Here is a 14,353-nt window from a genome sequence, read left to right as displayed (position 1 = left end):
TATCTTATTCATCTACCTTTACTTCTTTTATGCCATTTTTCAATTTCCAAATTGCATAATAGACTGGGAATACAATTGAATTATAATATTTTGGGCAAAAGTTATAAAGCTTAATTAAACGTGACGCTCTAGCTAAGTCTGGATTTTTCTTTGTTAATGTTACATACTCAGCTAATTTTTGATTATAGAATTCTCTATATGGATTCCCTTTTTTTACATAACTGTGATAATGCATCGTAGCCAAATGAACTAAAAAACTACCAACATAAGGAAGAAGGTCTTCTCTATCAGCATATAATTCTATTAATTTATCACAAACAGTAAATATATCTAGATTTTTTGGTGAAAATTCTCGGTGCATTATACTACCTAAACGTACTCGATAATAATATCCTACATAGTCAATTTTAATCATTTTTCGAATATATTTTAACATCCCTATTCCACTATAAACATCTTCATAAAATACACCTTCTATATATGGAACTGCTTCAACAATCTCTCTTCTGTACAGTTTAGTAACTGCATTAACATTTAGAGTATGATGCGGGAAAAACTTAACTGCCTTATTTGAATCTCCTTCAAAAATAATGGTTGTTGTCTCAATATTTTCATCCAAAAATTCCATTTTCTTTACTGTAAATATACACTCTACAATATCTACATCCTCAGCCATGTATTGCATTAACTTTTCTAAATAGTTTGTTTTAATAATATCATCGCTATCTACAAATACAATATACTCTCCAGTTGATATTTCTACCCCTTTATTTCTTGCAGCACTTAATCCTTGATTTTCTTGATTAGTTAAAAGAAAACGACTATCTTGTTTACAATATTTTTCACATATTTCTTTAGAAGTATCCGTAGATCCATCATTAATTAATATAACTTCTATATCTACATATGACTGTCTTTGAATACTATCTAGACACTCTTCTAAATATTTTTCCACATTATAAACAGGAACTATTACACTAATCATAAACTATATCCTTTCAAAATTTAATTTATCTAAAATTAACTATTTTTCTATACCGACATTTTCTAGAAGTGTCTTAGTAAAATCTCTTTGAATTGAGTTTACTTTTGAATTAATTTCATTTCTTTCAAAATAGAACTCATCCTCAGATTTCATAACACTATTAAGAAACTCCAATAAATCGTCAAAATTACTAACAGTCGGACCTACCATTAAGCTTTTCACATCATCGAATACAAATCCCCTATTTTCTTTGTATTCTTCATAATCATTTATAGTAAACGCCACAGGTCTATTCAATAAATAGTAATCTAAAAATACAGAGGAATAATCCGTAATCAACGCACTAGTAGTTCCAAGGAACTTATACAAAGTACCATAGTGTTGACTAATAGTCTCTTCAGACAACATATGAATATTTGAGTAATTATTTTTAAATTTAAAATGAGACTCCTCTAACGGATGCAATTTAATATAAAGATGATATTCATATTCTAAAAGCAGTTTATTTACTTTACTAAATTCAGTATCATCAAGGGAAAAAATAATTGCATCTTGACTATCATGATAATTTTTAGAATTTCGATAAGTTGGCATCCAAATAATATTCTTATCTTTTTTTCTACAAATAACTCATCATTTCTGATATTACCTACTAGCAACATTTGCTCATCATTAGCATTAAAGGTAGCTTTCATAATTGGTGTAAAGAAATCAGAAGAAGAAACTAATTTTGTGAAAAAATTATAATCAACTCTTTCTAGCCCTTCTTCGAGATTCCCAATTTTTTTCAAAGGCATTCCGTGCCATAAATTTACAACCATTTGATTTCTCGAAGGTTTAATTGGATATTTCCCAAAAGAATAAAAGAAATATTTTGAAGTTAAAAAATAGTACAATCCTCGATATATAGAAACAAATTTTACCCTGTTATCCTTTTTCAAATGATAAAAATTATTTGAAGCACATACTATTTCATATTTATCTTGGTAGCCATTATCAACTAAATATTGGTACAATGTTCTTATATTATCTCTAAATCCCCAGTTTGAATATATAACGATTCTATTTCTATTTTTAGGAATCAATGTATTCAATCTAGAAGTAAAATTACTTATTTTGAAAAATAATGTTTTTAAATTTTTTATCATACTACTCCATCAAACCTTTCAGATATAATTCTTTTAGAACATTAATATTTTCATTGATATCAAAAGCCACTAATCGTTCATCAAAGTCTCTCTTATTGTTCATGACTTGCACGTTCTGTATATAATCTATCCACTTATTCTTATCTAATGGCAAAGCAGTACAAATATTATTAGCAACCTGAGTTGTTGAATCAATAGTGTCATTCATTATAATATCAACACCTGAACATTGTGCTTCAATCAAAACCATCGGAAATCCTTCATAAAGTGATGGAAATGCAAAAATATCAAAAGCTGAATAAAACTTATATGCATCTTCTCTTTTGCCAGTAAAAATAACATTAGTTAATTCTCTACTATTCTCTTCTAGTAGCAATCGATCAGGTCCTTCACCGACTAATAAGAAAGTTACCTCAGGTAATTGTTTAGCTAGTTCAATCAGAAAGTTCTGATTCTTAAACCTATTTAGTATACCAATCATTCCGACTACTTTTTGTTGTTCCCCTAGATGAAATTCTTCTCGAATTTCTTTTCTATATTTTGGTGAGAATTTATGTTTATCAATATCAATAGCATTTGGAACTATCTGAAAACTTTTATTACCGAAAATTTTTAACCCTGCTAACTTACCACACGATACTCGATGAGTGGCATTTTTTAATGCTAAGAAAACTAAGAATCTATTTCGAATACTTTTAAGAATAGTGTCCGAAAATTGACTACTATGATTATGATAAATACGAACCTTAACACCTTGTTTTTTAGCATAATAATTATGAATGAAAGCAGTAATAGGGTTATGTACATGAAGAACATCAATTCTATTATTTTCATAAAACTCTCTGCATTCTCTACCGTAACGCATCATGTTAGAGACTTTTAAAGAAGGGAAAACTGTTCTTTTGATTCTTTTTTCATCTAAGTATTTATTAAAAGGAAAATGAGAATCACCATTGGACTCACCAACCATATATTCATATTCTTCATCATCTATTTTAATATGATTTTTTATGAAACTTTGCACTCCACTAATAGTGTTTCTAACACCACCTGTTACGTGTATAACACGATATTTCATTCTATCACCTACTATTCAAATCATTTTTTATTTTAGTCGTTGATATTTCTTTAGTTCGTGGGAGATAAACAACTTCTACACCAAACTCTTTCAAATAGTCAAATTTTCCTTTCCAATCATCTCCAATTACAAAAACATCAATGTTATATTTCTGTATATCAGAAATTTTTTGTTCCCAATTATTTTCTGGAATAACACAATCCACATATCTAACAGCATCTAAAAGTAATTTTCTATTTTCATAATCAAAGTAGCATTCTTTATTTTTTTCTTTATTATTAAATTCATCAGTAGATAATCCTACAATAAGATAATCTCCTAAAGATTTTGCTCTTCTTAGTAGGTTAATGTGACCATAATGTAATAGATCAAATGTTCCATAAGTTATTACTTTCTTCATTTTCGATTTTTAACCTCAACACTTTCTCTCATTTTCTTTTGATAAATTAGTTTTCTAATAGAATTAGGCATTACTCTGACAATATTACGTACAAAAATATTTCTAAATAGCTCAAATTTTGTTAAATATCCTCGTCTAAAAAAATCTACTTGCAAGAAAAATTCTGTTTTAATATAAAGCAACCCACCTCTACGAAGATAACTCGAATCATCTGTTTGCATAACTACTAACGGCTCCTGAATATTCAAAAATTCTTTCGTTGGATTATCATGTATTAGTCTCATAGTTAAATCGTAATCTTCTAAATATCTAAACTTTCTATAATTACCAACTTTTAGTATATAGTCTTTCCTCATCATACTTGATGGATTATTAAAGGGATTTCTAAACTTAGAGTATTCTCTAATTTCCGCAGTCATTTCAGGTACTATTTTTAGAGCAGTAAATTCCGTATTTTTTTCTAAAATATTAGTTCCCACCATAATTAAATTGGGATTTCGTTCAAAGGCTTTAATTTGTTTTTCAAAACGCGTTTCTACACAATAATCATCACTATCCATTCTAGCAATTAGGTTTGTATTACACTTTTCTACTCCAAAACAAGATGCTGGACCTGAACCTACATTAGTGTCCAGTTGATACACCTTTAAAATTGGAATTTCACTTTTTATTTGTTCAATTTCATCATATAACTCCTGAGTTAATATTCCATCACAAACTAAAATGATTTCTGTTGGTTTAATAGTCTGATGATAAGAAGTTAACAAACTTTTCCTTAGATTATAAGGTTTTTCTTTTTCATATACTGTCATTAAAACTGAAAACTCCATAATTCATTCTATAACTCCTTTCCTATTAACCAATCTATAATAACCGAACGATATGGGACAACATTATACCAATCTGCCTTATAATATACTATTACAAATAAAAATACAGAATACACTATAATTATTAAATAGAGTAGTGCCCACTGGATTTTTCTATCTGATACTTTATGTAAAAACATAGGAACGTACAGAGCTGCAAATGGGGAAAAATAATGAGCAAATCTACTTAACAAGCTAGTTTGCATTGTTATGATTGTAAATATTAGATAACAGAAAAATAAAATTCTAATGTACTCCTCTGATTCAGTAAGTTCACTTTTTTTAAAAATCATCTCTCCTATTACAAAAAATACAAGATAAACTATTGACAACACAACAGGCGCAAGTTTATAACTATCTAAAAACCAAGTCGATTCTATATATGAAGTATATTGAGGAAATATATTGACAAAAATTTCTGAAAAATTCTTTAAAAAAGGAAATGTGAATATCATTCCTAATACAACAAAAATAATTACTTTCATGCTCAAGTGAATCTTTCTCAATAATAGAAATAATATACAGATAATTCCTGTTATATGGAACAAAGGTGCAATTAAAATACACAGTATTCCTTTTATGTATTTTTCTTTAACGAAATAATGAAACCCTAGTAAGCCTATTGAAATTGATAAACCTTGACGAATATTAGAAAAAGAGTACAATAACATCCCAAGAGAACTAAAATATATTAATAAACTAATATAAATATTTTTAGAATAATTCCAAAATACATAAAACCAAATATATAAAGTTATTATCGAAAAAGAAAATAATAATATAGTATAGTTTTCAGAGATAGATCTTAATAAGTTATTGAGAATAATGTACCCTATTTCAAATCTAGAATTAAAAATATTTAATAGTTCTGGTATTTGTAAAGAATTATCTTTAAATACAGATACGTAGAAATTAAGATCTCCTCCAACACTAGAATTTCTAAATCCAGCAACTACTAAGAATAAAATAAAAGTAGGAATTGTTAACAATTTTATTTCATCTTTTTTCTCTTCAAAGTAAATATATATTGTAGATAATACTACAAGATATACAAAAATAAAAATATATAGTAACATCCCTACTCCTTTCTAAGCTATTTTCTTTTTATAATTGATTTAATGATTTTATTTATAATTATAGTGATAATAGCTATTTTCATGTAATTCTAGTTTATTGGCGATAACTCCTAAAAGCCTAGCTCCAACATTATTCAATCTTTTTTTTGCTTCTATAATCTGTTTTCGTTTACTAATTTGCATGTCAACAACTAGCAAGGTTGCATCCGCAACTCTAGCCATTATCTGAGCATCTGTAGCAGCCAATAATGGTGGTGTATCTACTATTATATAATCATAATTATCGATACAAGAATTTAAAATATCTTCCATAGTAGAACTTACTAACATTTCTGATGGGTTCGGCGGAACTGGCCCCGATGTTAAAACATCGAATTCCACATCATTTACATTTAAATGACTTACTGCATCCTCACTTATTTCTCCTAGTATTAATTTACTTAATCCTGTATTATTTCTCTTGTCTATTAATTTGTGTTGAGTCGGTTTTCTCATATCAGCATCAATTAAAATAACTTTTTTACCTTGTTGAGCAAGAGCAGCAGTAAGATTTAAACTAACTTCACTTTTACCTTCATTAGGATTTGCACTTGTTATTACAATTATTTTCAAATTTTTACCAAAATTTGAAAACTGTATATTACTTCTTAGAGTTCTATATGATTCTGATGCAATAGACTTACTATTATGAATAACTTCAATATACATAATTTTACCTTCTTTCTTTTTCTTTCACGGTAGGAATCATACCTAATACAGATACTCCTGATAATTCTTCCAAATCGTCTAATGAATCTATTGAATCACTCATTACAAAACGAACAAATATAATATTAAATCCAATAAACGCAAATACTATAAAAGAAATAAACATATTTTTCCATAAGCTCGGATATACAGGATTCGGACTACCTACTACATCAGTAACTATAGACAAATCATCTCTCCCAATTTTTTCAGCTGCAAAAGATTTATAGTCAACTATGTATTGTTTTGCATAGCGTTCAGCTAACTCTCTGTCAGTTGAACGTATCGTAAGTGTTAATAGCTGAGACCCTGAATCATTAGTAAGCTTTATAGATTTAATACTCTTAATCTCATCACCAGTTAAATCTAATGATTTATTAGTTTCTTCTTTAATATTTGGTAATTCCGATATTTCTAAATATGTTTTAACTTGTCTTTGCAATAAATTAATAGATGTTAACGCATGGGAATCATCATTCTTATCACTAGAACTTTTCATTATTAATGTAGATGATACACTATAAATAGGAGTAATAGCAAAAACCGTATACGCACTTACTGCAGCTACTCCACTTAGTATGAATATCAACAAAATCAGTAATTTCTTTTTAATAAAATTAACTATTCTTATAATATTATTATTTAATATTCGCATATTTTTCTCCTTAAATTCAATTAGATTCGTAATTATCTCGCTCCATGTCTAGTTAAAATTACAAGTATTGTTTTAATAATAATTAATAAATCCAATTTTACTCCTCTATTTTTTATATAATACTTATCATACTCCAATTTTTCCTTCGGGGTTAAGAAATAACCACCATTAACCTGTGCCCATCCAGTAATACCAGGTTTCACCAGAAGACGATCATTAAAATCTGGTATGTATTTAACAAATTCTTCTATCAATTCTGGTCTTTCTGGCCTAGGACCAATAATCGACATATCTCCTTTTATAATATTAACAAGTTGAGGTAATTCATCAATTCGAAGTTTACGAATAATACGTCCTACTTTTGTAATTCGCTTATCATTTTCGCTTGCCCATTTTGGACCATCCTTTTCTGCATCAATATACATAGAACGTAGCTTATAGATTTTAAAAACATGACCATTTAATCCAACACGTTTTTGCGTATAAATAGGGTTAACTCTTAATTCAAAATATATCGCAAAGCATACTATAAGACAGATTGGAAGAGTAATTATTAATAATACAATACTTAAAATAAATTCAAAACAATTTTTCAGAATATCATAATATTTCATTTTCTATATTCTTCAGTAAAAACAAAATAATAATCATACACTTTTTTGGTTATTTAGAACTTAGTATTTCGGAATTTATTACATAATATATAAATAAAGTCAATTTTATAATTCTAAATAAAAAAATGTTGTTGATTAGTATAAACTTATTTATGTCTTTATTACTCTCCTTTCTAAAGTATTTATAGGTAGTTATATTTAAAATATTTTCTTAATACATCATTCTTTTTTTACATTTACTACTGATGAAATATTTATTCAAATACATTATTACTTAAAAATATAATCCATAAAATTTGTAGTAATTATATAACTTTTCATCAAAACAGATAATAAATTACTTTACTTTTATTAATTACATTATAGCGCAAAATAAAAAAATTTAATAGGATAAAATATAATTATTTTATAAAATACAAAATAAAAAGAAGCTAACACTAACCCATGTTTATTAAATAAAATAATACATATACATACCCTATTACTGTATAATAATTTATTTAATAATTTAATCTCATCCATTATTTTTTTAGTTTATTTATAATCTTCTAAATAAAAAACTCTAAAAATCTATTTCTAGATTTCTAGAGTTTTTATTATTATTAATTTATCCTATCGATCCTTCCATCTCAAATGAAATTAGTCTGTTTAATTCTACAGCATATTCCATAGGAAGTTCTTTTGTAAATGGTTCGATGAATCCCATAACTATCATTTCTGTAGCTTGTCCTTCATCAAGACCTCTACTCATTAAGTAGAATAGTTGTTCTTCTGATACTTTAGATACTTTTGCTTCGTGCTCTAAAGATACATTAGAGTTTTTAACGATGTTGTAAGGAATAGTATCAGATGTTGAGTATTCATCTAAGATTAATGTATCACATTCAATGTTTGAACGAGATCCTTCTGAGTTTTTACCAAAGTGAATCCATCCACGGTAGTTAACTTTACCACCACGACGAGACATTGATTTAGAAACAACAGTAGATGATGTTCTAGGTGCTAAGTGAATCATCTTAGAACCTGCATCAAGTACTTGTCCTTCACTAGCCATAGCGATAGATAGTGTACTTCCACTTGCTCCTTCTCCAACTAAAATACACGCTGGGTATTTCATAGTTAATTTAGAACCTAAGTTTCCATCAACCCATTCCATTGTACCATTTTTTTCAACGATCGCACGCTTAGTAACTAAGTTATAAACGTTCGTTGACCAGTTTTGAATAGTTGTATATCTGAAACGAGCATTCTCTTTAATAAAGATTTCCACTACTGCAGCATGTAGTGAACTCGCTGAGTAAGTTGGAGCCGTACAACCTTCTACGTAGTGTAGAGAAGAGTTCTTCTCAATAATAATTAATGTACGCTCAAACTGCCCCATTTTTTCACTGTTAATTCTGAAGTATGCTTGAAGTGGCGCTTCTACTGATACATTCTCTGGACAGTAGATGAATGATCCACCTGACCATACCGCAGAGTTTAAAGCCGCGAACTTATTGTCGTTGAAATCAACAGCTTTTGAGAAATATTCTTTGAATATTTCTTCATGATTTTTCAACGCTGTATCAGTGTCTTCGAAGATGATTCCTTTTTCTTCGAATTGTTTATGCATATTGTGGTAAACTACTTCTGATTCATATTGTGCAGAAACCCCTGCAAGATATTTTTGTTCAGCTTCTGGAATACCAAGTTTTTCAAAAGTATTTTTAATTTCTTCTGGTACTTCATCCCATGAACGTTCTGTTTTTTCTGATGGTTTTACATAGTATGTTAAGTCCTCGAAATCAATTTCAGATAAGTCTCCACCCCATGTAGGCATTGGCATTCTATAGAACTCTTTTAATGCATTTAAACGATATTCTAACATCCATTTAGGTTCTTCTTTTCTTTCAGAAATTGTTTTAACGATTTCTTTTGTTAGTCCTTTATCAGTTTTGAATATAGATACGTCTTTATCTGAAAATCCATACTGATAATCGGTAAACATTTCTTCATTTTTATTCAATGCAATCACTCCTTCTTCTATTTATTTTCTTCTAATATTTTTTCTGTAATTTTCCATGCTAACGTAGCACATTTAACCCTAGCTGGAAGTTGAGAAATATTTTGTAATGAAATACTATCTTCTAAATTTTCTTCATTAAATTCATTTCCCATAATCATATTTAAAAAGTCTTTAATCTTGGTATTAGCTTTTTCTACTGATAAACCTTTTAATTCCTCAGTTAACATCGAAGCTGAAGCTAGAGAAATCGAACACCCAGTCCCTACGAATTTTATATCTTCGATAATATCATCTACTAATTTCACACTAACTGTTATTTTATCACCACATGAAGGGTTTAACATTTCTAATTTATAGCTATTTTCGATTACACCATTATTTCTGGGATGCTTACTATGATCTAAGATTACTTGTTTATATAAACTTTTTAAATCACTAAAACTCATTTTCAAAAAACTCCTTCGTTTCTTTTAAAGTTTGAATAAAGAAATCTATTTCTTCTTTTGTGTTATATAGATATAGACTCGCTCTCGCTACCGAATATGTTCCTAATTTCCCTAATAATGGTTGAGTACATTGATGCCCTGCTCTTATACAAATTCCTTTTTCATCTAAGAAACTTGTTAAGTCATGAGGGTGAACACCTACTAAGTTAAAAGATACTAGTGAAACTCTATCTTCAATATTTTTTACACCATAAATTTCTATATTATCAATTTTAGAAAGTTCAGTATATAAATATTTAGTAAGTTCTTTAGTATACTTTTCAATATTTTCTAATCCGATACTATTTAAATACTTAATAGTTGCTGCTAGCCCAGCCGCTTCGGCTAAAAGTGGTGTTCCCGCTTCAAACTTATCAGGAAGTATAGCCCAAGTTGCTGAAGTATCTTCAACAATACCTATCATTCCACCACCAAATTCTACCGGGTCAAATTTTTCTAGTAGATTTTTTTTACCATACAGTACTCCAATACCAGTAGGTCCACACATCTTATGTGCACTAAAAGCTAAAAAGTCACAGTTCATTTTTTGAACATCAATCTTTAAATGAGGAACAGATTGCGCTGCATCTACTACAAAATAAATATCTTTATCTTTTAATAATTCCCCAATTTCATAAACCGGATTTATATTGCCTAGCACATTAGAAGCATGGCACATTGATACAATTTTAGTTTTTTCTGTGATAAACTCTTTCAATTGTTCAATACTGATTCTTCCTTCTTCATCTAGTTCTAAATATTTTAAAACTAGATTTTTACGTTTGGCTAGTTGTTGCCATGGAATAATATTAGCGTGATGTTCCATATAAGTAAGGATAATTTCATCTCCTTCACTTACATCCTGTTCTAATATTCTTGCTGCGAAATTTAAGCTCTCAGTAGTTCCACTAGTATAAATTACTTCTTCATAACTACTAGCATTAATAAATTCTTTTACAAGCTCCTTTGAACCTTCATAAATTTTTTCAGATTCATCACCTAATGTGTAAACAGATCTATGAATATTAGAATTATAATTTCTGTAATAGTCTGATATAGCATCGATTACTTGATTCGGTTTTTGAGTAGTAGCTCCGTTATCAAAAAACATCAAATCATTTCCTGATATCTTTCTTTTTAATATAGGAAAATCTTCTCTATATTTACTTAAATCTATCATTATTACTCACTCTCATTATTGTTAATTTTCTCATCAATAAGAATCGTTACAAGCTCCTTGATTTTATCTACAGTTAATTCTGATATTACTGGAGATAAGAATCCATGAACTAGTAATCTACTTGATTCTTTTCTAGTTAATCCTCTACTTTGTAAGTAGTATAATTGCTCTTCATCAATACGTCCTAGAGAAGCACCGTGCCCTGCCATAACATCATTTTCATCGATTAATAACATTGGGTTTGCATCAGCTTTTGCTTCAGATGAAAGTGTCAGCATTCTTGAACTTTGATAAGCATTAGAACCCGTTGCTCCTTTAACGATAAATCCTACACCGTTAAATACAATATGAGATCTATCTAGTAATACACCGTGTTGAAGAATATCACCTTTACTACTTAATCCTTGGTTAACTACTTCACTATTGAAGTAAGTTTTTTGTTCTTTAACTCCTAAAGTAACAATCTTAAGGTTAGCTTCAGAACCATCACCAAGAATATTCGTTGTATTATCGTGATATACATCCGCTTCATCCATCGCTGCAACATTCCAGTTAATTAATGAATCTCTGTATGTCAATCCACGACGTAAAATAGTTCCTCGTTTTTGTCCTGGTTGGTTTGTAATAGAGCTGTAGTTAATTTTTGCCCCTTCATGAGCTACAACTTCAGATACTAAGCTAAATGGTGCTTTGTCTTCTTTTTGATTATTTACATAGTTTTCAATGAAGTTAAATTTGGCGTTTTTACCAACTTGTATAGTAACATGGTTAAATAAACTTTGTTCTCTATCTGAGATAACAATATATTGAAGTGGTTCTTCTATTACCACACTATCTTTAACATCAATAAATAATCCAGCATTTAATAATGTATAATGAACAGCTGTTACTTTACTTTCAGCATAGTCAACAACACTCATAAAGCTGTCTTTAATATGATCATCATTCATAGCAGAAAAAATATCTTTAATTACTACTTTATCTGCATATTTTTCAGGAATATTAATGTGAACAATAGTATTATTTTTTTGCACTACAGCAAAGTCATCATTATTAATTCCATATTTAGTTATATCTATATTTCCTTCATTTTCTAATCTTAGAGTTGAAAAATCAACATTAAATAAGTTCCATCTTTCTAATTCCATAGACTCTAATTTTGGAAAAGGTAGTGTATAACTTTTATATAAAGCTAATTTTCTAGTATTTAAAAACCATTCTGGTTCATTCGTATTAGAAAAGATACTTTGTAAAGTTTTAATACTAAGTTTTAATTTATTATTTTCCATATTAAACCTCTTCTTTTAACCAGTCATAACCTTCTTTTTCTAAACGAAGTGCTAATTCAGGTCCACCTGATTTTACGATTTTTCCATCCATAAGAACGTGAACGAAATCCGGTTCAATGTAATCTAATAATCTTTGATAGTGAGTGATTATTAAGCAACCAAAGTTTTCTCCACGCATTTTGTTAACACCTTTTGATACTACTTTTAATGCATCAATATCTAAACCTGAGTCAATCTCGTCAAGAATAGCAAATTTTGGTTCTAACATCATCATTTGTAAAATTTCATTACGTTTCTTTTCTCCACCTGAGAATCCATCGTTTACATAACGTTGAGACATTTTTAAATCCATGTCCAGAAATTCCATTGTTTTATCTAATTTTTTTATGTATTGCATTAGAGGAATACTATCTTCACGTTGAGCATTAATTGCTGATTTAATGAACTCTGAAGTTGGTACTCCTGGTACTTCTGATGGATATTGCATAGCTAAAAATAGTCCAGCTCTAGCTCTTTCATCAACTTCCATCTCTAATACTTCTTCTCCATCTAATAAGATGCTTCCACCATCAACTTCATATTTTGGGTGACCCATAATTGCAGAAGCCAATGTAGATTTACCAGCTCCATTCGGTCCCATTACCGCATGAATTTCACCAGATTTTATCTCTAAATTAAGTCCTTTTAATATTTGTTTTTCATTAATTGATACTTCTAGATTTTTTATATCAAGAACTGACATTTTATTTCCTCCATCTTTTATATTTTACGATTAATAAGTAAGTATAATAATACCCATAATCTTTATTTTCATAATATTTATTATAAAGGTTTTCATAATTATTATCAAATTATCAGTTTGCTAAATTTGTTGAACAGAAAGAACTATAGCCAATTAATAGCGATTAAAACACATATTATAATCAAACTATTTTTAAAAAATAAATACAATAAAAAAACCTCCAATATTTAATATTGAAGGTTCTTAAAAATTTTTTTCTATTTTGAAAATTCCCACATAGCTACGATCTCTGTTTTTAATTCATCATATGACCATTTTTTTAGAGTTCTAGTATAACTATTCGGATCATTAATAATATAATTACCATCCTCATCTTTTGCTGTGATTAATATTATATGACCGACTGTTGTGAATTTTCCAGGATACACAGAAGCAATAATAGGATTTCCTTTATCTAAACTTGCATTAATAGCTTCTTTGCTTAATGGAACACCTGTTGACTTAACTCCATATTCTTTAGCTATATAATCGAAAAAGCTCCATTTTGTCCCTGCATCAGTAAAGTAGCCATTTGCGTCTTCTTTTTCAGCAATACTCTTTGGAGTTATTGATTTATCATCTAATATTCCTCCTAAAGCCATAGCTACACAAGTTGGACCACATCCCCCAATAGCGATATTAGTTCCACCCAGTTTATCATATGCCCATCGTTTATCCCATTGTATGTAATAAGGGTACTTTCTATCTATATCTACTGTTTGACCCTGTTCAAAAGGTGTAGCTTGTTGACCTGCTAAATAACCAAGAACGTATTGAGTAGCATCTTTATTATTTGCTAATAATTTTTGTTCTGCTTCTGGCAAATGTTCTCTTTGTAAATAGATTAATTGACCTATTAAACTTCCATTAGCATTTTGAAGAAGATTAGCCTCAACACCATTAGGACTTGTTATAAATGGTGAAGGTTGAGCAACACCTTGAATTCCGTCACGAGCATTTGCTACTTTTTCATATAACAATATAGTACAAACTAACAAAACAGCAAGAACTAGTATTCTAGTGTTTTTTCTTTTCATTTAA

Annotated in this window: 14 protein-coding genes and 1 pseudogene; all 15 read right to left on the bottom strand. The window is 28.8% G+C overall.

Annotation, left to right across the window (positions count from 1 at the left end; genetic code table 11):
* Nucleotides 1–4 precede the first annotated feature (4 nt).
* The 15 genes and pseudogenes from O5Y44_RS00425 to O5Y44_RS00355 all read right to left on the bottom strand — a co-directional run bounded on the left by O5Y44_RS00425 (nucleotide 5) and on the right by O5Y44_RS00355 (nucleotide 14,349).
* Complete coding sequence (locus tag O5Y44_RS00425) at nucleotides 5–985, bottom strand: glycosyltransferase family 2 protein (RefSeq protein ID WP_371465122.1); 981 nt, start codon at nucleotides 983–985, stop codon at nucleotides 5–7.
* A gap of 39 nt (nucleotides 986–1,024) precedes the next feature.
* Nucleotides 1,025–2,133: pseudogene (locus O5Y44_RS00420) on the bottom strand (CDP-glycerol glycerophosphotransferase family protein).
* Between the two features lies 1 nt (nucleotide 2,134).
* Nucleotides 2,135–3,211, bottom strand: coding sequence for a glycosyltransferase (locus tag O5Y44_RS00415; protein ID WP_371465121.1), 1,077 nt, complete (start codon nucleotides 3,209–3,211; stop codon nucleotides 2,135–2,137).
* A 4-nt stretch (nucleotides 3,212–3,215) separates the two neighbouring features.
* Nucleotides 3,216–3,611: a glycerol-3-phosphate cytidylyltransferase gene (gene tagD, locus O5Y44_RS00410; protein ID WP_371465120.1), complete on the bottom strand. Its 396-nt coding sequence runs from the start codon at nucleotides 3,609–3,611 to the stop codon at nucleotides 3,216–3,218.
* Nucleotides 3,608–4,441: a glycosyltransferase gene (locus O5Y44_RS00405; RefSeq protein WP_371465119.1), complete on the bottom strand. Its 834-nt coding sequence runs from the start codon at nucleotides 4,439–4,441 to the stop codon at nucleotides 3,608–3,610. Before O5Y44_RS00405 ends, tagD begins: the two co-directional genes overlap by 4 nt.
* Nucleotides 4,442–4,449: 8 nt before the next feature.
* Nucleotides 4,450–5,556, bottom strand: a complete 1,107-nt coding sequence (locus O5Y44_RS00400) for an EpsG family protein (RefSeq protein ID WP_371465118.1) — start codon at nucleotides 5,554–5,556, stop codon at nucleotides 4,450–4,452.
* A 48-nt stretch (nucleotides 5,557–5,604) separates the two neighbouring features.
* Nucleotides 5,605–6,264: a CpsD/CapB family tyrosine-protein kinase gene (locus O5Y44_RS00395; protein WP_371465117.1), complete on the bottom strand. Its 660-nt coding sequence runs from the start codon at nucleotides 6,262–6,264 to the stop codon at nucleotides 5,605–5,607.
* A gap of 4 nt (nucleotides 6,265–6,268) precedes the next feature.
* The gene (locus tag O5Y44_RS00390) at nucleotides 6,269–6,958 is read right to left on the bottom strand and encodes a YveK family protein (protein ID WP_371465116.1); all 690 of its coding nucleotides are present in this window, start codon (nucleotides 6,956–6,958) and stop codon (nucleotides 6,269–6,271) included.
* Between the two features lie 32 nt (nucleotides 6,959–6,990).
* Nucleotides 6,991–7,572, bottom strand: a complete 582-nt coding sequence (locus O5Y44_RS00385; protein WP_371465115.1) for a sugar transferase — start codon at nucleotides 7,570–7,572, stop codon at nucleotides 6,991–6,993.
* A gap of 607 nt (nucleotides 7,573–8,179) precedes the next feature.
* Complete coding sequence (gene sufB / locus O5Y44_RS00380) at nucleotides 8,180–9,559, bottom strand: Fe-S cluster assembly protein SufB (RefSeq protein WP_271987381.1); 1,380 nt, start codon at nucleotides 9,557–9,559, stop codon at nucleotides 8,180–8,182.
* 35 nt (nucleotides 9,560–9,594) lie between these two features.
* A complete protein-coding gene (sufU, locus tag O5Y44_RS00375) occupies nucleotides 9,595–10,023 on the bottom strand; it encodes a Fe-S cluster assembly sulfur transfer protein SufU (RefSeq protein WP_371465114.1) in 429 nt (142 codons plus the stop codon).
* Nucleotides 10,013–11,239 carry an aminotransferase class V-fold PLP-dependent enzyme gene (locus tag O5Y44_RS00370; RefSeq protein ID WP_316447344.1) on the bottom strand — a complete coding sequence of 409 codons (1,227 nt, stop codon included), beginning with the start codon at nucleotides 11,237–11,239 and terminating at the stop codon, nucleotides 10,013–10,015. The genes sufU and O5Y44_RS00370 overlap by 11 nt, the downstream gene beginning before the upstream one ends.
* Nucleotides 11,240–11,244: 5 nt before the next feature.
* Nucleotides 11,245–12,531: a Fe-S cluster assembly protein SufD gene (sufD, locus tag O5Y44_RS00365; RefSeq protein ID WP_316447343.1), complete on the bottom strand. Its 1,287-nt coding sequence runs from the start codon at nucleotides 12,529–12,531 to the stop codon at nucleotides 11,245–11,247.
* 1 nt (nucleotide 12,532) lies between these two features.
* Nucleotides 12,533–13,273 carry a Fe-S cluster assembly ATPase SufC gene (gene sufC / locus O5Y44_RS00360; protein WP_048801972.1) on the bottom strand — a complete coding sequence of 247 codons (741 nt, stop codon included), beginning with the start codon at nucleotides 13,271–13,273 and terminating at the stop codon, nucleotides 12,533–12,535.
* 257 nt (nucleotides 13,274–13,530) lie between these two features.
* Nucleotides 13,531–14,349 (bottom strand): C39 family peptidase, encoded by an 819-nt coding sequence (locus O5Y44_RS00355; protein ID WP_371465112.1) that lies wholly within the window; start codon nucleotides 14,347–14,349, stop codon nucleotides 13,531–13,533.
* Between the last annotated feature and the right edge of the window lie 4 nt (nucleotides 14,350–14,353).

The organism is Gemella sp. 27098_8_155 (assembly GCF_041433725.1).
In the GTDB taxonomy this organism is placed as follows: domain Bacteria; phylum Bacillota; class Bacilli; order Staphylococcales; family Gemellaceae; genus Gemella; species Gemella haemolysans_D.
Note: the sequence above shows the minus strand (reverse complement) of the source record. Positions and strands in the feature narration are given on the sequence as shown.

What these genes read in the sequence shown, in the direction of transcription:
- O5Y44_RS00425 (WP_371465122.1), bottom strand. Translation starts at nt 985, where the DNA reads ATGATTAGTGTAATAGTTCCTGTTTATAATGTGGAAAAATATTTAGAA.
- O5Y44_RS00415 (WP_371465121.1), bottom strand. Translation starts at nt 3,211, where the DNA reads ATGAAATATCGTGTTATACACGTAACAGGTGGTGTTAGAAACACTATT.
- tagD (WP_371465120.1), bottom strand. Translation starts at nt 3,611, where the DNA reads ATGAAGAAAGTAATAACTTATGGAACATTTGATCTATTACATTATGGT.
- O5Y44_RS00405 (WP_371465119.1), bottom strand. Translation starts at nt 4,441, where the DNA reads ATGGAGTTTTCAGTTTTAATGACAGTATATGAAAAAGAAAAACCTTAT.
- O5Y44_RS00400 (WP_371465118.1), bottom strand. Translation starts at nt 5,556, where the DNA reads ATGTTACTATATATTTTTATTTTTGTATATCTTGTAGTATTATCTACA.
- O5Y44_RS00395 (WP_371465117.1), bottom strand. Translation starts at nt 6,264, where the DNA reads ATGTATATTGAAGTTATTCATAATAGTAAGTCTATTGCATCAGAATCA.
- O5Y44_RS00390 (WP_371465116.1), bottom strand. Translation starts at nt 6,958, where the DNA reads ATGCGAATATTAAATAATAATATTATAAGAATAGTTAATTTTATTAAA.
- O5Y44_RS00385 (WP_371465115.1), bottom strand. Translation starts at nt 7,572, where the DNA reads ATGAAATATTATGATATTCTGAAAAATTGTTTTGAATTTATTTTAAGT.
- sufB (WP_271987381.1), bottom strand. Translation starts at nt 9,559, where the DNA reads ATGTTTACCGATTATCAGTATGGATTTTCAGATAAAGACGTATCTATA.
- sufU (WP_371465114.1), bottom strand. Translation starts at nt 10,023, where the DNA reads ATGAGTTTTAGTGATTTAAAAAGTTTATATAAACAAGTAATCTTAGAT.
- sufD (WP_316447343.1), bottom strand. Translation starts at nt 12,531, where the DNA reads ATGGAAAATAATAAATTAAAACTTAGTATTAAAACTTTACAAAGTATC.
- sufC (WP_048801972.1), bottom strand. Translation starts at nt 13,273, where the DNA reads ATGTCAGTTCTTGATATAAAAAATCTAGAAGTATCAATTAATGAAAAA.
- O5Y44_RS00355 (WP_371465112.1), bottom strand. Translation starts at nt 14,349, where the DNA reads ATGAAAAGAAAAAACACTAGAATACTAGTTCTTGCTGTTTTGTTAGTT.